This is a genomic window from Rhizobium sp. 10N427, from assembly GCF_056394605.1.
Genome location: NZ_JBFTID010000019.1, coordinates 35,311 through 54,815, shown reverse-complemented (window position 1 = coordinate 54,815; position 19,505 = coordinate 35,311). Strand labels below are relative to the sequence as shown.

Sequence of the window (19,505 nt, the reverse complement as noted above, 5' to 3'; positions counted from 1 at the left end):
ACAATGATCAGAGACAACACGCTTGCTTCAAGAATCTGGATCTACGCCGTCTGGGCACTGATCGGTTTCTTCATCCTCAATCTCCTGGCGATGATTGCCACCGTGATTGTTAGCTCTTTTGCAACACGTTGGCTTGGAACTTGGTTTCCCACAGGGTTCACCACGCGCTGGTACAGTTCGGCCTGGAACGAGTTTCAGCTCGTTGACGTGCTAAAAGTCACCCTGCAGGTCGTCTTCGCTGTCGTCATCATTTCCGGCATTGCCGGGGTAACAGCAGCCTACGCTCTCGCCCGCCGCGAATTCGCTGGCAAGAAGATCGTCATGCTGCTGATCCTCCTGCCGATGCTCGTGCCGCCGATCACCTACGGCATCCCGCTCGCGAGCGTTCTCTATCAAACGGGTCTCGCCGGAACCTTTTCAGGCGTCGTCGCTGCCAACCTCGTTCCGACGATCCCGTTCGTGATCCTGGTGATGATCCCGTTCATCGAGCAGATCGATCCGAAAATCGAAGCGGCTGCCCGTGTCTTCGGCGCCGGAACATTCAAGCTTTTCATCCACGTGCTACTGCCACTTCTTCTGCCCGGCATCATGGCGGCTCTGCTGTTGGTGCTGGTCCGCACCATCGCGATGTTCGAACTCACCTTCCTTGTTGCCGGTCCTGACAGCACGACGCTTGTCGTCGCCCTGTACTACGCGGTCTTCGCCTCGGGCGTCCGTGCGGTGCAGTCGATCGACGCAATGGCGGTCGTCTACATGGTCACGACACTCATCTGGCTCGTGATCGCCCTGAAATTCGTGAACCCGACGCAGATCGTCGGACGCGCCCGCTGATGGCGGGAAGTGAACTATCGGAGGAATAAGATGCGTAACAAAATCGTCACCGCGGCTGATGCTGCATCCTTGGTTCCCGACAACGCGGTCCTCGCCATAGGGTCCTCGGCAGGCCTGAACTGCCCGGACGCCGTCCTCAAGGCAATCGGCGAGCGTTTCGCCAAAGAGAGCCATCCCAGCAATATCACCATCTTCTCGCCGATCGCAGCCGGCGATATGTACGGCATCAAGGGCGTCGACCACATCGCACAGAAGGGGCTTATCAAGAAGATACTGGCCGGATCCTACCCTAGCGGTCCGTCGAGCCTCCCCTCGCCGGCGATATGGGAGATGATCCAGCGGAACGAGATAGCAGCCTACAATCTGCCGTCCGGCGTGATGTACGACATGGTCCGCGACGCCGCGGCCAAGCGTGCCGGCGTCCTGACCAAAGTGGGTCTCGAAACTTTCGTCGACCCCCGATTGAACGGCGGCAAGATGAACGAAGCAGCCGCCACTTCCGGCGACGTCGTCAAACTCGTGGAGTTCAACGGCGAACACTGGCTTCACTTCCCGAACCACTTCCCGCAGGTCGCGGTCATCCGTGGCACTACCGCCGACGATCGCGGCAACATCTCGATGGAGCGCGAGGGTGCTGTCCTCGGCATGGTGGACATCGCGCTCGCCGCCCGCAACGCCGGCGGCATCGTGATCTGCCAGGTCGAGCGAACCACGGCATCGGGTTCCATTCCGGCCCATCAGGTCCACATCCCATCAACGCTCGTGGACTACGTCGTCATTGACGCCGAACAGCGCCAGGCAACGGAAATCCGCTATGATCCGGCGATCAGCGGCGAAGTACGCCGCGACTATTCCAGCTTCCCGGAAGCACCATTCAGTGTCGACAAGGTCATCGCGCGCCGCGCGGCCATGGAGCTCTCGGACGACTCGGCGGTGAACCTCGGCTTCGGCATCTCGGCCCTGGTGCCGCAGATCCTGCTTGAAGAAGGTCAGGCGGAGGCGGTGACGTGGGTCATCGAGCAGGGCCCGGTCGGCGGCATCCCGCTCACAGGTTTTGCCTTCGGATGCGCCGCCAATGCGCAGGCGATCTTCCCGACGCCTCAGCAATTCACGTATTTCCAGGGTGGCGGTTTCGACTGCAGCCTCCTCTCCTTCCTTGAAGTTGGCGAGGATGGCAGCGTCAACGTCTCCAGCCTTCCCTCACGCCCTTATCTAACCGCTGGGTGTGGTGGGTTCATCGACATTACCGCTCGTGCCAAGAAGATCGTCTACAGCGGTTATTTCACCGCCGGCGGCCTGAAGGTCGCCGCAGAGGATGGCCGTCTGAAGATCGAACAGGAAGGCAAGATCGCCAAGTTCGTTCCCAAGGTCGGACATGTCACCTTCGCGGGCCATCGTGCAGCGCTCCATAATCAGGACGTGACCTACGTCACCGAGCGTTGTGTTCTGAAGCTTGGTGTCGAAGGATTAACTGTGGTCGAGATCGCGCCCGGCGTGGATTTGCAAAAGGATGTCTTGGAACAGGCCAAGATCCCGCTTCGCATTGCCTCCGACCTCCGTGTCATGGACGCGCGTCTGTTTCGTCAGGAACCGATGGGCCTGGAACTAGGCCAGCCTAAAGCTGCGCTGAAAAAGGCGAGCTAGGAGGATGACGATGAATTCGGAACTGTTGATAGAGACTACGGGTTTCAAGGTCACATCCCCCGCTGAGCATATCCTCCACGTCACCATCATATCGAAGCCGATGGGCGCCTTCACGAAGGCTGCCCGCGCGGAGTTCACCGATTTCGTTCGGAAAGCAAACGGCGACAAGAGCGTCAGGTGCATCATTTTGACAGGCTCGGACAATGCATTCTCGGTTGGATCGAACATCAAGGAGTTCGAGGCCACAGCAGAATGGATCGAGGCGGCGCGGCTTGCGGAGACTGGCCTGAACGAAGCAATTGAACTCGGTCGCGTCCCAGTCATCGCGGCCATCAATGGGTTCGCTCTTGGCGGCGGTGCAGTGCTGGCGCTTGCATGCGACATCAGGGTCGCCGGACGCAGTGCGAAGTTCGGGGTCCCCGAGGTCAAGCTGGGGGCGATGCCTACGGCGACCGGAACGATGCGCCTGCCGTTGCTCGTCGGACGCGGCAACGCGCTGAAGCTGATGCTGACCGGAGAACCCGTAAACGCCGAGCAGGCCCATGCGATGGGCGTGTTCGAGGAAGTGGTCGACGACGAACAGCTCCAGTCGCGCGCACTGGAGCTCGCGATCCAGATCGCAAGCGTTTCTCCGGAAGCCGTCACTGCATGCAAGCGTGCGGTCTCGACCGCCATGCGGGAGGGATATCTGTCCGGCCTCAAGTTCGAAGAGGCCAACACTGTGCCCCTCGGTCTCAGCGATGACGCCATCGAAGGGAAAGCGGCATTCGTCGAGAAGCGGCGCCCGGTCTTCAATTGAGGTTCCGATGATAGACAGTCTTTCACTCGATCGTTGCTCGATCAATACAGCCACTCTCGGGCACAGGTCCCATATCTCCGATGTGATCGACAAGGTCGCAGGAGCAGGCTTCGGCGCCATTGCTCCTTGGCGCCGCGACGTCGAAGGCAACGATGTTACCGTGGTCGCCCGCCAGATCCGCGATGCCGGACTGGGCGTCAGCGGCTATTGCCGAAGTACGTACTTTCCAGCGGCAACTGCGGAGGGACTGCGCCATAACGTCGAGGACAACAGGCGGGCTCTCTATGATGCGGCAACACTGGGTGCGCCGTGTTTCGTTCTTGTCGTTGGATCACTTGCAGATGGAAGCAAGGACCTTGGTTGTGCGCGCCGCCAGGTGGAAGACGGTCTCGGACAGCTTCTCGAACATGCCCGCAAGATCGGCGTGTCGCTCGCCGTAGAACCCCTGCACCCGATGTATGCGGGCGATCGTTCTTGTGTGACCCGTCTCGATGAAGCTCTCGACATCTGCGCCAAGCTGGATCCAGACCAAGCCGGCGGCATCGGAGTGGCAATCGACGTGTATCACGTCTGGTGGGATATCGCAGTACTTGAGCAGATCCGCCGCGCAGGCGCAGAGAAGCGTATCGATGCGTTTCACGTTTGCGACTGGCTCGTACCGACGAAGGATCTCCTGCTCGATCGTGGAATGATGGGCGACGGCGTCGCTGATATCCGGAGACTGCGATATGCCGCGGAGGCCGCCGGATTTAATGGCTTCATCGAAGCCGAGATCTTCTCGACGTACTGGTCGGGCGTCCCGGAGGAGGACGTGTTGAGGACATGCGCCGAGCGCATGACCAAGTCATGCTGATCAATCTGGCGAAGGTGAAAGAGACAGCCTCCAGCAAGCGAAATCCTGCCCAGACGAGGATGCAAATTCTGAACGCGGCGACGGTCGAGTTTGCGTCCCATGGACTGAGTGGTGCTCGGGTGGACGAGATCGCCGCCCGAGCTGAAACGAACAAGCGAATGATCTACCACTACTTCGGAAGCAAGGACGGTCTGTTCCGGGCTGTTCTCGAAGAGGCGTACGCGGCATTCCAGGAGAACCAGCACGCCGCGGCGGCGGATGCCTCGGATCCCGTGACGTCCCTGAAGAAGATCGTGGAAGCCACGTGGGCCTTCTACCGGGATAAGCCGGAATTCATCGTGCTGATAAACGATGAGAACGTCCATCGGGCGAGCCATCTTGAACACTGCTTCATGCTGAAACGCCCCGGTCCGAGATCGGTGGCGCTTATTAGCGAGACCCTTGCGCGCGGCAAAGAGTTAGGGGTGTTCCGCGATGTTGATCCGGAACAGCTCTTCCTGACGATTGATGCACTCTGCTACCATTACTTTAGCAGCCGTTTCACCATGCAAGTGATCCACAAGCGAGACCTATTGTCGGATGCGGCACTCAGTAACCGCGTTGAATTCATCTGTAGCACTATTCTCTCCGTCGTGTATGCACGTTGATGACATCTCTTAAGCCTGCTCCACGCATGGACACCTAGTTAGCGACAATCATGACTGGGTCGAATACTTTCGAGAAATAGAAGCCTCTCCAAAACGGCAACAGCTTTCAGCAGGTAGGGCCTTGATTTGGACGACGCGCTTAACCCCACGAACTTTAGCCCAGCCCAATGCTATTCAAACGTGGTTCGGTGGCGTTCGATCGCGGGAGCAGTTTGACCCAAGGAAAGTTCGTGTTCGCTCATGCCTTGGATGTTCAACACGCGGGGCATTTGAAGCTGGAAGACCAGCTGTGCTACTCGCTTTGTGCGGCAGTCCATGCATTCAATCGTCACTACAGAGCTGCGCTCGAACCGCTACAGCTCACATATCCACAGTATCTGGTCATGTTGGCACTTTGCGTGACAACGTCACCGTCAAGGAACTGGGTAGCCGTCTGCTCCTGGACTCCGGTACGCTTGCGCTATTGCTTAACGTCTTGAAGCTGCTGGTCGTGTCATTCGCAGGCGTGATCCGGACGACAAACGCCAAGTAATCATCGCATTGACGAGTGAAGGTCAGGCGATGAAGACGGAGGCAAGAGCGGTAAGTCTCAAGATCAATCGCGCGACCGGCCTTGCCGTCGCTGGCAGAACTCGGCTGCGCGAAAAGCTCAATCTACTCCGGTTCTTCATAGAATCGGCAAGCGCAGATGAAATTATTTGACGTCCAATGCATGCGGCGCCTTGAACAGATCAGAACTACCGACATGCTATCTCCTGACAAGCATCCCTGAAAATATTGATCTTTCTGCAAGCGGAAGTCATGGCGCTCCTTTCGCCGGGGCGGCTAGACCGGTCCCTTGAGAAAATCACTTCTCGGCCGTGATATTTGAGGTGCATAGGCTGGATGCTCCCACCAAGCAATCACTGGAGGCGCCCGCGCGTCCCGATAGTCACCGTGGTTGGTGTTTACCGTCCGACAGAAGGAAACAGGCGGTGCAGACCGCCCGTTTCCCTGCATTCTTATTCAGCCGGAACAGAGCCAACGATCTGGCCGCTGGGTTCAGTGCTGAGCCAGCGATAGAGAGCGCCGCCGACAACTCCACCGGCAATCGGGGCGACCCAAAACAGCCAGAGCTGTTGCAGCGCCCATCCGCCGGCAAACACGGCAACACCGGTGCTGCGAGCTGGATTGACGGATGTATTCGTGACGTTGATGCTGATCAGATGAATGAGCGTCAGACCAAGCCCGATCGCGAGCGGTGCAAAGCCAGCCGGAGCCTTGCCATGGGTCGCTCCCATGATGATGAACAGGAACATGCCCGTCAGAACAAACTCCGCGAGCAGGCATGCGAACAGCGAATACTGGCCCGGAGAGTGCTCACCGTAGCCATTCGACGCAAAACCGCCGCCCAGGTCGAAACCCGCCTTGCCGCTGGCAATCAAGTACAGCACCCCGCCGCCGATGATGCCGCCGATCACCTGAGCGACGATATAGGGAAGGATCTGGTTGGTCGGAAAGCGACCGCCGGCAGCCAGTCCGACCGTTACGGCGGGATTGAGATGGCACCCCGAGATATGGCCAATCGCGTAGGCCATTGGTGACAACGGTCAGGCCGAACGCCAGAGATACTCCGAGGTAACCGATGCCGACATTGGGCAAACCGGCTGCGATCACCGCGCTGCCGCAACCGCCAAAGGTCAACCAGAAGGTCCCGATCGCCTCGGCGGAATATTTCTTTATGCTCATGGATAGTCCCTCCAACAGAAATGTGCGGCGAACAAGTGCTGCAACACGGGGGTTTTTTACTGACTGGACGTTGCCCGAAGCAGGATACGAGAGAGAACGAAAGGCCGACGTCGAAGACACTTGCTTCGAAATCTTCGACGCCGCGAGCGCGACACATCCTGAGGTTCAAGTATGGGTGGTTCCCTTGAGGGAAAAGCATTTCAATGGCAAAAACCCAGCCGTCCCAGGCGGATTTGGCGATAGCTCGACCAGACCGGGAAGTTCGGTCTTCGGGATTGTGGCTATGAACGGCCGCTCCTAATTCTTACTGCGACAACCACCGCGTAATAAGCACAGCGGCGATTGTCACAATCGCCAGCAATGCATAGTCAACGAGCTCCGATCGTTTTATCCGTTCGACTCTTCTCATCCTAGACTTGCGTCCTTGCCATTACATTTCGCCTCGCGGGGCGTCTTCTTCTCAAGACCGCCGACGCGTTGCGGCAAATTCAAGATTTTTTCCGCTTTCTGCAAGGGCGATTCGAAAACTCCCGATCACATGTTGGTGGGAGACCCTTCTTGACAAAAAAGGGCCGGAGACGGAGTCTCACGGCCCAGTTTTTCTGATCGACGCGTAGGGAGGAGATCGCGCCGAGAACCCCAACGTAGCGGATCGTGGTTAACCAACGGTTAATGCTGGTCGCGGGTGTGCGCTGGGCGGTTCATCTTCTAAGATAGGCTTTTGCCCGCCCAGCATCTCCGGTCGTCCAAAGAGAAACCCCTGAAGTTGATCGGGAGCCTTGTCAGTCACGCGAGCCCGCTGTGTTTCTGTTTCAATGCCCTCCAGTACGATTGTCAGGCCGAGGCTTTTCCCGAGTGCTAGCGCGCAATCGATTATAACCTCGGCGACCGGGTCCTCTTCGATCGCGGCCACATAGCTGCGGTCTATCTTCAGCTTGTGAAACGGATAGCGCCGCAGGTTGGTCATCGAAGAGTAGCCGCTACCATAGTCGTCCATTACTAATTTGACACCGCACGCTGTCAACGCTTCGAGGCAATCGGAAACATCTGCACGATCTTCGAGAAGCGATGTTTCGGTGATCTCCAATTCCAGCCTGTCGGCCGCAAGCCCGCTTGCATTGAGAGCGCTCGTCACGTGTTCGATCAAGTCCGAGGAAAGCAACTGTCGTGCGGAGACGTTGACTGCGATGAACAGGCTGTCCTTCCACGATGCGGCCTGCCTGCAGGCTTCTTCCAAAACCCACTTTCCGATCTCGACGATGCTGCCGCTCTCCTCCGCAGCTTCGATGAACACAGCTGGAGACAAGACGCCGTAGGTGGGATGGCGCCAGCGCAACAGTGCTTCGTAGCCTTGCGGTTCCCCCGACGCCGTTTCGACGATCGGCTGGTAGACGAGGAACAGTTCGCCGGCCTCTGCGGCGCCCCGCAGTTCGTCTTCAAGCCGCCGCCGCGTCCGCAGCTGTTGGTCAAAGAAAAGGTCGAACGCGCATATCTGCCCCCTTCCCCGGGATTTTGCGCGATACAAGGCGGCGTCGGCATTATTCTGCAGTTGGTTGAGTTCATCGCCGTGAGCGGGGAATGTCGCGATACCAACGCTTACGCCCAAACCGCCTGCCTTGTCGTGAGCAGCGAACTGCGACTTGAAGTTTGCGATGAATACTGCTGCTGCTTTCTGAGCTTCAAACATCTGCCGTTCGGGCAGCAGGACCGAAAATTCGTCTCCCCCCATCCTGCCCAGGATCGCGCCGTCCCTGAACGAAGCGTTGAGAACATCAGCGACCTGCTGCAAAACCACATCGCCTTCTGCGTGGCCGTGGGTATCATTAATCGACTTGAAGCGATCAAGATCAAATGTCAGGAGCGATACTTCAGTTCGCTTTGCCGCAGCCTCGGCGATCGCGTCCTCCGAACGGATGCCGAACGAACGCCGGTTCAAAAGCCCCGTCAGGGGGTCGTGCGACGCAAGATGGACCAGCTGCCGGCTGGCCTCCAGCCGCTCACTGATGTCGCGAAAGCCGAACACCGATGTCTCGCGGCCGCGGTACTCTATGACGCCCTCGACGATTTCGACAGGAACAAGCCCGCCTGGTGATTTCAAGGCACCTTGCGACCCCTGCCGGTCAGTCAGAAAATTAGCCAGGACCAGCGACTTGAGTTCGGCCACGCCCTTCCCCGTGAGCATTGCAAATCTTTCATTTGCATGAACAATTTGCCCGGCGCGCGTTAATACAACGGCTTCGAACGTCGCATTGGCGAGCCCTTTAACATCCGTCAGGTGCCGATCGAAGAATAGGGCCGCAACACCTGTAGCAATCAACAGGCTGGAGACGATACAAACGCCGACGGCGATGCCGACGCGGTCGACAAAAGTCAGAGCTCCAGCCGCGTCGGCATACAGGGGTACGATAGTGAGCCCGCTCATCGAAACCATATGGTGGCTGCAGACGGCTGCGACGATCAGCACAGCAGCGATAAGCAGCCTGCCGCCGGTCGTCGGGCGAGCAAGAAGTAGCGCCGCTCCTACCGCAAATCCGACGCCCAGCCCCCAGGCGGCTAGTGTCGCCGGCACACTGGCCTCCATGATGATTGAACCGCTGATAGCGCTCAGCCCGATGGCGTGCATCGTCGCTATAGCAAGTCCCAGAAGAACACCTGCCAGAATTGCGCCTTGCCGTCCGGGGTAAAGCGTGGCGAATGTGGCAAGACAGGAGACCGTGATCGCCGCGACGATCGACAAGCCTGTTTCCACCAACTGGTAAGAAACGGGAATGCTGTATGCCAGCATGGCAATGAAATGGGTTGCCCAGATTGTCCCGCCAAACACGATCCCGGCTATTGCGAGCCATAGGTTCCGATGCGCCTTGACGCATTGTCGAGCGCGCGACAACATGAAGACCCCGGTCAGATTGCCGGCGGCGCAGACACCGACCGCGACGAGCAAAAGCAGCCAATTATGCTGCTCAGCGATGCAGGAAACGAGTTGGAACATCTGGACCTCCGCCGGGCATCCTTTCATGCCCGTCTGACCCTCGTGTTATCGAAGTCTCTAAAGTTTTATCGACTGCTTCGAAAAGCTGCGGCTGGGTCTAGGCACACGAACGGGAGCGCGGCATCGCCACGAGAATGTCCGCACGCGCATCAGTTCATCTGAACGATCGGGCCTGCTGCAAAGGACAGGATCGCTCTGCGTTCGTGAACATTGCACTCGTTGCGAGTCCGGCCAACTTGCTTTGGTGAGTCCAACTGGCCGCCGTCGCATTCCAGGGAACGGCATATGCTCCGCATCTTCAGCGTTATCTCGTACCTCGCCGACCGTCCAACAAGTGCCTGCCGGAAGTCGAGGATTTCCACGATCCCTGAAAAGGTCGACCGGCGTACCGCATTGCCTTGATGGATGTCGCCGAGGGCGCAATGCCGGTTGATCCGACTTTTAGGTCAGGTCAACCGGCCCATTCGGAGGATATTGCCGCATCTCCCGGAACGGGACCCTCTTAGCGGTCTTTTGAGGTCGTGGCTATACAGCATCTGTCACGGGGAGAAGGTATCTTTTCGCCCGGCGAAATATCTGCCTCGTCACCACCACCGTGACATCTCTATTAACAAAAATACATCGTTAGACACTAAGCGGCAGAGCGCAGATAAAGCTGCTCAAGTAGGCTCGGCTGCATCGGCTTGCCAACCAAATATCCCTGGAGCTGATCACAACCAGATTGGATGAGGGCGTCAGCTTGCTCCTGGGTTTCGACACCTTCCGCCGTGACGGGAATGTGCAACGCCTTTGCGAGCAGAAGGGTGGCATTGAGAACCCCGGCGCCTCGCTCGTCGTCCAGAGCCACCACCAGCGACCGATCGATTTTCATGCGATCGAACCCGAACTCCCGCAGAGCGCCGATACTCGCATATCCACAACCGAAGTCATCGAGTGCGAATTTAACGCCAATGGCCTTCAGCTTGGAGATCGTGCGTTTCGCTTGCTCCGGGTTAGACATTAGCACGCCCTCGGTGATCTCAAGGGTGAGCCGCTGTGGATCGAATTTTCGCACTGCCAGGATTCGCTCCACGAGTTCCGAGAAATCAGGGTTCCGCAGTTGCACCGGCGACACATTGACCGACAGCCCGATACCGTGCCAATCAGAAGCCGCCTCGATAGACATGTCGAGGATATCTCGGCCTAGCTCGTCGATAAGTCCGGCCCGTTCCGCAACTCTGATAAACACCTCCGGGCTTACCGGTCCGGTTTCTGTCGTCCAACGGGCCAGGGCCTCCACGCCCCTAAGCTTGCCGGACTTGGCATCCACGAGTGGCTGGAACGCCGGAAGGATCTCTTTGCGGGTAATCGCAAGACGGAGTTTCTCTTCAAGCTCGGACCTCTCGTGACGGTCAAGATCCAGCGCCGGTGTGTAGCTCGCCACCCGTCCACGGCCGCTTTCCTTCGCTTGATAGAGGGCCATGTCCGCCCGGCGCAGAAGTTCATATCCCTCCTCGATATCCTGGCTTAATACGGCGGTACCGATACTCGCTCCAACCTCGATTGTACGGCCGCCAATTCTGAAAGGCTGCTGAAGAGCGTGAACAAGCGAGGCTGCGACCTGCGCCACCTCATCGGGTGCCGCAAGAAACGCAAATTCATCACCGCCAAGACGCGCCAGCGTTAGTTGCGATGTGGTCGCCCTCAGCCGATCCGCGACAAGCCTGATCAATTGATCGCCGATTGCGTGACCCCATGCATCATTCACACCCTTGAAGCCATCAAGATCGATCATTCCAAGCGCCACATTGTCCCGAAAAGGCCTGGAGGCCATGACTTCGAGAAGACCAGTCCGGTTGAGAAGGCCGGTCAAAGCATCGTGAGCCGCCTTGTGACGGACGGTCGCGGCGTCGCGCAAAAGACCGCGAACAACAGCGACGCCCGTCGTGATTATCGAAAGCAAAAAAAGACCGAGCAAAGCGGCAGCCGATAACAAGTAGTTGTGAACTCCTTGAAAGATCCGCGTTCCTGGCGTCCGGCTCGGCCATTCGAGATAGGCTACAGCGCGGCCATCCTCGCCTGGAAGAGGCGTGCTGAGTGCGGCGCGGTCGGGCAAGGTGACTAGCTTCAAACCGTCGATATCGAAAGTGTCATCCAGCTGCGCTACGACCTCCTGGCTTAGCAACTTGGCGAATATCAACGTGCTCAGCTTGGCACCAGCGGGCTTTTCGGCGAATGGTTGGATGGCGCCAGCAGCAACGAGATAGGTACCGCCGGACGTCGAAACAAAGGCTGTGACGGGTGACTGTCCAGAGGTCGCCGCGGCCTCCGCCAGTTTGAGCAGCGGCGTTCCGAAGTATGGCAGCGGGGAAAATTCAATCCCCTTGCGATAGGCGCTCAAAATCCCTTGTTCTGGCGTCACCACGACTGCAACGTCATACAGCGGATAATCTTCGCTTGTCTTCCCCCAGTTTTCGTAGATCCAGCCTTTTGCGTCAGCAGATCCGACATGCTCGAATGCATCATCCCACACTGCGTTATCGCGAATAGTAGAACCAAGGCGCGCATGAAAAGAGCGGACTGCGGCCTGCGCCGCGTGAATGGCGCGGGCGTCATCGATTTCATTTGCCTCGTCCCGCATTTGCGCGACGATCATGAACGCCAGCGTCGCCAGAGCGCAGATGACCGCTACGAAAATGGCGGTGAGTAAGGCCACCCGCTTCATCCGCGTTGGTGATCGCTTGCTTGAAGAAGAAATCATTGAATGGACCCGCGGTTCAACCACACGTTATTCTGTGGGCGCGAGTACGAACGCCTAGTTAAACCTCAAGCAGTTGTAGCAATGAATCCGTTTCAAGTGCTCATTTTAGGACTTAAACGGCAAACAGGCTTAATAGGCGCTTTACAGTAGCGTTTGAGCACCTTTGCCCTTAACCCATTTCTATTCAGCCCGAGCGCACGAACCGCCATGCTTGCCGCCAAAAGAACAAATTTGGTTCAGGACTCGTTCATCGCCCGGGCCCTTTAATCGGGCTGCAGGAAAACAAAGGAGATTTCTGTATGAAGTTGTCTTTGATTGCAGGGGCGCTTCTCATGGGCAGCGTGATCGCCCCTTCAGTAGAAGCGATGCCTTTGATGGCGCCCGCTGTGGTGCAAAATGCACCGATTGCGATCCCGGTGGACTACAGCTGCGGTCGTGGGTTTCACCTGACGCCGTGGGGCGCTTGCCGGCCGAACGGCTGGCGCCGCCCACCACCTCGATACTGGGGTCACCGCCCCCCGCCCCCACCTTATGGCTGGCACAGCGAATACCGGCCGCATCGATGGCACCGCCCACCGCCGGGCTGGTACTGATCGCGAGCGCTTTTCAGATGAGAGAGCCGGGAGGACTGTCCCGGCTCACATGTCCTGCGGTAGGCCAAGACGCCAGGCGCAAGAATACAAAAAAAGCGAGGAAGTTTCTATGAGCCGTGCCCAGTCGATCGGATGGCAGCATAAGCTCGGCCGGAACCTTGCCGTGCTTCGCTCCGTGTGACGAACAGCATAAGGGGCGATGACCTGCGCGTCCCGTCTCTGCGAGTATGAGCCGATCGCCAGTCCTATGACAACGCTGTTCCATCCACCTAAATGCAACTCTCGCTCAGACGGTAGTGAAAGAAACCATCGGAAGCGAGAATATCGGGTAATATCATCGTCGATGACACTGAGCATCCGCCTGACCGCAGAACTATCGCATCGATAGAAGACGAGCTGGCGGTCTTTGCGGGTAACCACGATCGCCGCTCTCCGCAGCGCAGCCAAATGGCGCGAAACCAAGGACTGTCTGCAACCGGTAAGACGACAAATTTCTCCCACGCATAGTTCCCGCTCGCAAAGCATGCGCAAGATGATCAAGCGGAGCGGATTCGCCATCGCGTCCAGGAGCCCGACGGCGCTGTCGACGTTCAAAATAATCTCGTATGGGTATGAGCTTCTTTTGTCTTCAGCATTATAGTTGGGCCTGACGAGCCAGAAGTCACGTCAAAAAATGTGCTCACTTGGCTCTTTCCTTGCCGGCCGGCAGCATGTTTGCAGATTGGACGCAACAATCAATCGCGAATCTCGCTTCCCACACGCTTCGCCGGGTGCGCGAACCTCGCCCGTTCGTTAGAAAGTACGACAGTTTCGGGCGCTTAAAACTTCCGGAAATATCTGCGGCTACGCTGAGTGACCAAGCTCGGAGCCGGTTCGGTGTCGAAGGCCGGTGGCTTGGGCTCCAATACGCAGGGGATTCGATTTCAGCAGATCCGGCCTGCGTCACAGCGACGCTCGACTACGCTCTGCTTTCTCGTCAGCGACGTTCTCCACGCACGCAGCCTTTTCGGCGAGGGTCTTACTCATTTCACGCAAGGATTCCTCATCCAGCTTCTCGATCCCGACGAACTTGTTCTGAGCCTGTGACGTCAGGATGAGTTCGTCAAGCTTTGCTTGCAATGCCTTGCCGTCGCGATTCTGCGAGTTCTGCAAAACAAAGACCATCAGAAAGGTGATGATCGTCGTCGATGTATTGATGACGAGTTGCCAGGTTTCCGAATACCCGAAGAACGGCCCCGACACCGCCCACACAAGAACGAGGGCAACGGCGAATACAAACGTCCCAGGCTTGCCGGAAAGGCTCGCAATAGAACTGGCGAATTTCGAAAAGAACTTCGACATGTTGAACTCCGTTGACACCCGGCGAATTCTAAACGCGGCAGCGGCAAGAGCAGTTCCGGATCAGCGACTTAGGTCTGAGTGATAGGCCAACGGCGCCGGCGACCGATTCAAGGCAAATTCATCGGTGCCAAGGAAGCATTCATCCGAAGTTAGAATTGATGGCCGCCCCCTTTTCCTGCTAGGTTTTGACGAGAACCGGATTTGAACCTAAACGCCTGGCCTGCGCAGCGCATTTAAGTTGGCTTCGTGACGATCGTTTCTTCAGCTAGCGCAACGTCTTTCCAACCACTCTGGCGGCTGCCGTTATTGACGTTGCAGCTGCTGTGGCGTTTCTGGCCGCAGCTCATGGTGCTGTGGCTGATCGGCCGGATTGTCGATTCCGTCCTTCTGGAGATGGCCGTGCAAATCGGCCTGATCAATGCGCTGGCCGGGCTTTCGACGCTGGCTCTGGTCGTGTTGATGAAGCTCGTCATCATCGTCGCCTTCTTTCAAACGATCAGGCCCGGCCTGCCGGCGCTGAACGACGCCTCGCAGGTGGTCGCGGCAAAGCCCGCGGAAAAGGCGAAGCGCGAGCTTTTCTTCAGCGCTGGCGCTGACGCTCGTCCCTTTCTTTGCCTATTACGCCGCCTGGGGCTTCCTAGGCGATACCATACGCGACTATTCCAAGCTCTCGCTCGACCTGATGATGTTTGGTGAAAAGATCGCACCGCTTGAGGTGAGCGGCGGCGCCTGGCTGGTAATCTCGGTTGCCATCGCCTGGCTCGTAAGGCTGCTGGCCAGGCGCATGCACAAGCGATCCAAGGCTGCGGTGTGGCCGATCGTTATCGTCATCTGCGAGGCGAACTGGGCCTTCATCGGTCTATTCGTCATCTCCAATTGGCAGGACGATGTGCGCGCCTGGGTCGCTCATCTGCCGGAAACGATCGGCCAGTTCCTGGGTCTTCTCAATCCCGTCAGCAACGCCAATGCCGCCACGACACTGCCACCGGCGGTAGAGGATGTGGCGGTTTCCACCTACCAGCAGGTCTACAACCTTCTCGCCTATATTCTCTATCCCGCTGTATGGCTGACGCTTGCCGCCCTTGTTTATGGCTACGACATCAATGGCGAGCGGCCGGTGGTGCAGGGACGGGTCGCGAAGGCCTTCTCGCGCTGGGAAAAGCTGCCGAAGCCCCTGCGCGACTTTTTCGGCCATTTTATCTCCGGAACGGCCAAACGCTATCGCGCGCTCGCGGAAGGCGTCGGCCTTGTGATCAATTCCGGCCTGCTTCTTGCCGCCGCGGCGATCGTGCTTTACCGCCTGCTCGACTGGGGCGCTGCCTGGGTCTGGTTTGGAATTTCGCGCTGGATCGGGCCGCACGACCTGGCCCTTTGGCAGATCATCGCCCAAGGAATTTCGCTTCTGTTCGGGATACCGAGCGCGCCCGGCGACGGCCTGCTGATCATGCCGATCAAGATATGCCTTCTTGCCGCGACACTGGAAATCGGCTTCGCGCAGGGGCGGAAATGGCACCGGGTGATCGATACCGGAACCGACAAGCGCTACGTCCGCCGTGACGAGGAAGGCAAGTTCAAGGACAGCGTCGATGTCTCCCGCTCGCTTTCCGCCGATGCGCGCCACGACGCAAAGCATGATGCGAAGCCCGGTCAGGGCGACAAGGGTGACCGCAAGCACTGACGGCAACGCCGGTGAAGCTCGCCTCCTATAACGTCAACGGCATCAACGGCCGGCTCGAGGTCCTCCTCCGCTGGCTCGCCGAGGCGAAGCCTGATGTCGTGTGCCTGCAGGAGTTGAAGGCGCCGGACGAAAAGTTTCCGCGCCGTGAGATCGAGCGTGCAGGGTATGGGGCGATCTGGCATGGACAGAAATCCTGGAATGGCGTGGCGATCCTTGCCCGGGACCAGGAGCCGCGCGATACCCGTCGTGGACTTCCGGGGGATCCTGACGACAGTCACAGCCGTTACATCGAGGCTGCCATTGATGGGATCGTCGTCGGATGCCTTTATCTTCCGAACGGCAATCCAGCACCAGGGCCGAAGTTCGACTACAAACTCCGGTGGTTCGAGCGGCTGCATTCCTATGCCGCTGACCTGTTTGAGCTCGATGTGCCTGTAGCGTTGGTCGGCGATTTCAACGTCATGCCGACCGATCTCGACGTCTACAAGCCGGAGCGCTGGCGAGACGATGCCCTGTTTCGGCCTGAGGTTCGCGCAGCTTATGCCGAACTCATAGCCATGGGCTGGACGGACGCCGTCAGGCTGCTGCATCCCGAAGAGCGAATCTACACGTTCTGGAAGTATTTCCGCAACGCCTTCTCACGCGACGCCGGCCTTCGCATCGATCATTTCCTGCTCAGTCCGTCACTTCGGGAGCGACTGCAGACCTGCGGCGTCGACAAGTTTGCGCGTGCATGGGAGCACACCAGTGATCACGCTCCGGTCTGGATCGAACTCGATGACGACTAGACCGTTATCGCTAAACCCATCGAGGACAGAGGAGCCGACAGACAATGGCAGAGGGACAAGATTTTGATGCCGCGGAGTTCGCAGACCAACTTTCCGCAATGACCGACGAAGAACTGTTTGCGCTGATGAAGAAGCTCGAAGACGAAAGCGAAGATATCCCGTCCGAAGACCGCGACGGCAGCGAGGTCTTTGTCAGGATCGCCATGGTTGAGACCGCGATCGAAGAGCGATTTCCTGGACAGCTGTTGGCGCCATACAAGGACTGGCGGCAGCGGCGGATCGATATCTGAGGGGCGACGATCGTGACAGAAGCACCCGATCATGCCGAACGACTGTTCCAGCGTCTCGACGATCTCGTCGCCGAGATTATCGACCGGTTTGCGAATGAGGGCCATGGAACCGTCACGGTGATCGAAACGCTTCAAGACGTCATTGCAAAACATCGCCTGGCTTACGACCGTGACCCCGATCCGGCTGAAGACGTTGAGGAGCCAGCGAACGATTGGCCCGCCGCGGAGGCCCCGTCACCAGAGGTGAAGGAGTAACGCTTATGCTGCCCTCCCTCGAGCACCCCGACCCCGCCGAGACGGCGAAGGGCCTCACCCGGAGCCAACGGGACGCGCTACGAGCGATCGCGTTTTTCCGACGCCAGCGCAAGGCGGGTAAAGGATGGCTGGTTGGCAACAAGCGGCTGTCCGAAAAGCTAGTCGAGCGCCTGGAAACGATGGAGCTGGTGGAAGAGAGCTTCATGGGTGGGCAGCCGATACTTCAGTTGACCATCGTCGGGCGCGCTATCGAGGCAAAACTGCAATAGTCGTTTCACGAATCCCGGAGCGCTCACACCGGGACCAAGTCTCGGACTGCGTCCGCAAAAATCGCGGGTGCTTCCTGCGGAACGTTGTGGCCAACGCCGGCAAGGATCTGGCGGCTATAGGCTCCTTTGAAGTGGATAGCATCTTTGTCCTCGGTTGATGGAGGATCGACACCATCGTCGGCGCCGAGCAGGACTATGGCGGGAATCGTAATGTCAGGCTGCTCTGCTAGCCGCGCTTCGACCTCGGCATAGGCTGGATCGCCGGGAACGACCCCGTACCGATGCCGATAGGAATGGATGACGACGTCCAGGAAGTCTGGATTGTCGAACGCTGCGGCGCTGCGCTCGAACGTTTCTTCGTTGAACGACCAAGACGGCGACCATGTCTGCCAGAGAAACCTGCAGATCTGATCCCGATGCTGGTTAAGGCCCTTCCGACCTCGCTCGGTGTGGAAATAATACTGATACCAGTCCCGCGCCTCCTGGTCCGGAGCACCGGGGTTAGCCGCGCCTGCTATATCCTGGATGTTGTAACCAGTTCCGGCGCTCACCAGTCCAATCACCCTTTCAGGCCACAAGGCGGCGACGACGCAGGCGGCCCGGCCACCCCAGTCGTAGCCGCCGAGGATCGCTTTTTCGATTCCGAAAGCATTCATCAATGACAGGAGATCCGCGCCGAGGGCCGCCTGCTCACCGGAACGTGGGGTCTTCGGCGACACGAAGCGGGTCGCGCCGTAGCCGCGCAGGAAGGGTACGATGCAGCGGTGCCCTGAGGCGGCAAGACGACTTGCCACGCCGTCATAGGCATGGGCATTATAGGGGAACCCATGAAGAAGGATTGTTGGCACACCTTCTGCCCGGCCAAGCTCGAAGTATGCAACATCGAGCACACCGGCGTGAATATGCTTCAAATTCTCTTCCTGAATCATAGTCATCTTCCAGGCGAGGTCATGCGACGCCTTTGCCGCCGGTCACGCCATAGACCTCGCCGTTGATGAAGCTGGCCTCCTGCGAGGCGAGGAGCACGAAGACGGGAGCAAGTTCGACCGGTTGGCCGGGTCGACCGAAATCGCTGTCCTTGCCGAAGTTCTTGACCTTCTCGTCGGGCTGACCGCCGCTTGGCTGAAGCACCGTCCAGACCGGGCCAGGTGCCACGACATTGGCGCGGATGCCGCGCTCGATCAATTGCTTGGCGAGTGCCTTGGTATAGGCGACGATGCCCGCCTTCGTCGTCGCATAGTCGAGCAGAATCGGCGATGGCTGATAAGCCTGGATCGAGGCGGTCGTGATCACTGCAGATCCAGCCGGCATATGCGGCACGGCAGCCTTAGCAATCCAATGCAGCGCGTAAAGGTTGGTCTTCATGGTCTTGTCGAAATCGTCCGTCGACAGCTCCTCGATGTTTTCGCGGTACTGTTGGCGTCCGGCATTGATCACCAGAATGTCGAGGCCGCCTAGACCGGAGACGGCCTTTTCGACCATCTCGCGGCACCATGCCTCTTCTTTGATATCGCCGGGCAGCGCCACTGCCTTTCGGCCCTCCGCCTCGATCAACCGGATCATCTCCCTGGCGTCCGCTTCCTCATCGGGGAGATAGCCGATGGCCACGTCGGCTCCCTCGCGAGCAAATGCGATCGCGGCGGCGCGGCCGATCCCGGAATCGCCGCCGGTTATCAGGGCTTTGCGGCCAGTAAGCCTGCCGGACCCGCGATAGCTTTGTTCACCATGGTCCGGTACAGGGTCCATCTTGCGGGCAAGCCCCGGAGCGGCTTGCGGCTGGTCTGGAAACGGCGGCGCAGGATAGAGGCCGCGTGGGTCGTTCAAAGAGGCTTTGTCGTTCATTGTCACACCGGGTTTTGTTTGTGGCTGATTGGATCTTGGCAATTCGCGAACGTTGCTTGCGTGGTGTTTGTTCCTGTATTTCAGGGCTGGCAACTATTCCTGTAAACGTTTTAACGGCGAGCGTGTGCATTATGGCCGCCCGCAGGATCGCGAAGGTTAACGTGATTCAGTGTTGCTAACGGGGCAAACAGGAAAAGTATGTCTGCAAAGATCTGCGA

General features: G+C 58.4%; 19 protein-coding genes and 2 pseudogenes. 14 read left to right on the top strand and 7 right to left on the bottom strand.

Annotated elements, in window-relative coordinates; all coding sequences use genetic code 11:
- Positions 1-3: 3 nt before the first annotated feature.
- The 6 genes and pseudogenes from AC1DIJ_RS27430 to AC1DIJ_RS27405 all read left to right on the top strand — a co-directional run bounded on the left by AC1DIJ_RS27430 (position 4) and on the right by AC1DIJ_RS27405 (position 5,476).
- The gene (locus AC1DIJ_RS27430; RefSeq protein WP_112389114.1) at positions 4-831 is read left to right on the top strand and encodes an ABC transporter permease; all 828 of its coding nucleotides are present in this window, start codon (positions 4-6) and stop codon (positions 829-831) included.
- 30 nt (positions 832-861) lie between these two features.
- Positions 862-2,475 (top strand): CoA-transferase, encoded by a 1,614-nt coding sequence (locus AC1DIJ_RS27425; RefSeq protein WP_112389113.1) that lies wholly within the window; start codon positions 862-864, stop codon positions 2,473-2,475.
- 10 nt (positions 2,476-2,485) lie between these two features.
- Entirely contained in the window at positions 2,486-3,274 is a 789-nt protein-coding gene (locus AC1DIJ_RS27420) for an enoyl-CoA hydratase-related protein (RefSeq protein ID WP_162706016.1), read from the top strand.
- Between the two features lie 7 nt (positions 3,275-3,281).
- Complete coding sequence (locus tag AC1DIJ_RS27415) at positions 3,282-4,127, top strand: sugar phosphate isomerase/epimerase family protein (RefSeq protein ID WP_112389111.1); 846 nt, start codon at positions 3,282-3,284, stop codon at positions 4,125-4,127.
- Positions 4,121-4,774 carry a TetR/AcrR family transcriptional regulator gene (locus tag AC1DIJ_RS27410; protein WP_162706015.1) on the top strand — a complete coding sequence of 218 codons (654 nt, stop codon included), beginning with the start codon at positions 4,121-4,123 and terminating at the stop codon, positions 4,772-4,774. Before AC1DIJ_RS27415 ends, AC1DIJ_RS27410 begins: the two co-directional genes overlap by 7 nt.
- 245 nt (positions 4,775-5,019) lie before the next feature.
- A pseudogene (locus tag AC1DIJ_RS27405) lies at positions 5,020-5,476 on the top strand (MarR family winged helix-turn-helix transcriptional regulator).
- A 299-nt stretch (positions 5,477-5,775) separates the two neighbouring features.
- Here AC1DIJ_RS27405 and aqpZ read toward each other — a convergent pair.
- Positions 5,776-6,502, bottom strand: a pseudogene (gene aqpZ / locus AC1DIJ_RS27400) (aquaporin Z).
- On the opposite strand from aqpZ, the gene AC1DIJ_RS27395 reads away from it, so the two are divergent.
- Positions 6,399-6,803: a hypothetical protein gene (locus tag AC1DIJ_RS27395; protein ID WP_162706011.1), complete on the top strand. Its 405-nt coding sequence runs from the start codon at positions 6,399-6,401 to the stop codon at positions 6,801-6,803. The pseudogene aqpZ and the gene AC1DIJ_RS27395 overlap by 104 nt on opposite strands.
- A 357-nt stretch (positions 6,804-7,160) precedes the next feature.
- On the opposite strand, the gene AC1DIJ_RS27390 is transcribed toward AC1DIJ_RS27395, so the two are convergent.
- Positions 7,161-9,491, bottom strand: a complete 2,331-nt coding sequence (locus AC1DIJ_RS27390; protein ID WP_162706014.1) for an EAL domain-containing protein — start codon at positions 9,489-9,491, stop codon at positions 7,161-7,163.
- A gap of 631 nt (positions 9,492-10,122) precedes the next feature.
- Positions 10,123-12,195: a bifunctional diguanylate cyclase/phosphodiesterase gene (locus tag AC1DIJ_RS27385; protein ID WP_477831700.1), complete on the bottom strand. Its 2,073-nt coding sequence runs from the start codon at positions 12,193-12,195 to the stop codon at positions 10,123-10,125.
- Between the two features lie 335 nt (positions 12,196-12,530).
- Here AC1DIJ_RS27385 and AC1DIJ_RS27380 point away from each other — a divergent pair, with 335 nt between their 5' ends.
- Positions 12,531-12,824: a GCG_CRPN prefix-to-repeats domain-containing protein gene (locus AC1DIJ_RS27380; protein ID WP_112389107.1), complete on the top strand. Its 294-nt coding sequence runs from the start codon at positions 12,531-12,533 to the stop codon at positions 12,822-12,824.
- A gap of 45 nt (positions 12,825-12,869) precedes the next feature.
- Here the strand turns inward: AC1DIJ_RS27380 and AC1DIJ_RS27375 are convergent, their stop codons facing one another.
- Positions 12,870-13,418: an ArsR/SmtB family transcription factor gene (locus AC1DIJ_RS27375; protein WP_477831688.1), complete on the bottom strand. Its 549-nt coding sequence runs from the start codon at positions 13,416-13,418 to the stop codon at positions 12,870-12,872.
- Positions 13,419-13,766: 348 nt separating this feature from the next.
- On the bottom strand, positions 13,767-14,165 hold the full coding sequence (locus AC1DIJ_RS27370; RefSeq protein WP_112389106.1) for a low affinity iron permease family protein: 399 nt from the start codon (positions 14,163-14,165) through the stop codon (positions 13,767-13,769).
- Between the two features lie 246 nt (positions 14,166-14,411).
- Here AC1DIJ_RS27370 and AC1DIJ_RS27365 point away from each other — a divergent pair, with 246 nt between their 5' ends.
- The 6 genes from AC1DIJ_RS27365 to AC1DIJ_RS27340 are packed head-to-tail and all read left to right on the top strand — an operon-like array spanning position 14,412 to position 17,445.
- Positions 14,412-14,861 (top strand): hypothetical protein, encoded by a 450-nt coding sequence (locus tag AC1DIJ_RS27365; protein WP_162706013.1) that lies wholly within the window; start codon positions 14,412-14,414, stop codon positions 14,859-14,861.
- Entirely contained in the window at positions 14,851-15,843 is a 993-nt protein-coding gene (locus tag AC1DIJ_RS27360; protein ID WP_477831702.1) for a hypothetical protein, read from the top strand. Before AC1DIJ_RS27365 ends, AC1DIJ_RS27360 begins: the two co-directional genes overlap by 11 nt.
- Positions 15,844-15,854: 11 nt before the next feature.
- Positions 15,855-16,631, top strand: a complete 777-nt coding sequence (gene xth / locus AC1DIJ_RS27355) for an exodeoxyribonuclease III (protein WP_112389104.1) — start codon at positions 15,855-15,857, stop codon at positions 16,629-16,631.
- Between the two features lie 44 nt (positions 16,632-16,675).
- Positions 16,676-16,921 carry a hypothetical protein gene (locus AC1DIJ_RS27350; RefSeq protein WP_112389103.1) on the top strand — a complete coding sequence of 82 codons (246 nt, stop codon included), beginning with the start codon at positions 16,676-16,678 and terminating at the stop codon, positions 16,919-16,921.
- A gap of 12 nt (positions 16,922-16,933) precedes the next feature.
- The gene (locus tag AC1DIJ_RS27345) at positions 16,934-17,176 is read left to right on the top strand and encodes a hypothetical protein (RefSeq protein ID WP_477831687.1); all 243 of its coding nucleotides are present in this window, start codon (positions 16,934-16,936) and stop codon (positions 17,174-17,176) included.
- Positions 17,177-17,181: 5 nt separating this feature from the next.
- Positions 17,182-17,445 carry a hypothetical protein gene (locus tag AC1DIJ_RS27340; protein WP_112389102.1) on the top strand — a complete coding sequence of 88 codons (264 nt, stop codon included), beginning with the start codon at positions 17,182-17,184 and terminating at the stop codon, positions 17,443-17,445.
- Between the two features lie 23 nt (positions 17,446-17,468).
- Here AC1DIJ_RS27340 and AC1DIJ_RS27335 read toward each other — a convergent pair whose 3' ends face one another.
- Positions 17,469-18,374, bottom strand: coding sequence for an alpha/beta fold hydrolase (locus tag AC1DIJ_RS27335; protein WP_477831686.1), 906 nt, complete (start codon positions 18,372-18,374; stop codon positions 17,469-17,471).
- 19 nt (positions 18,375-18,393) lie between these two features.
- The gene (locus AC1DIJ_RS27330) at positions 18,394-19,287 is read right to left on the bottom strand and encodes an SDR family oxidoreductase (RefSeq protein ID WP_112389101.1); all 894 of its coding nucleotides are present in this window, start codon (positions 19,285-19,287) and stop codon (positions 18,394-18,396) included.
- Positions 19,288-19,505: the final 218 nt, after the last annotated feature.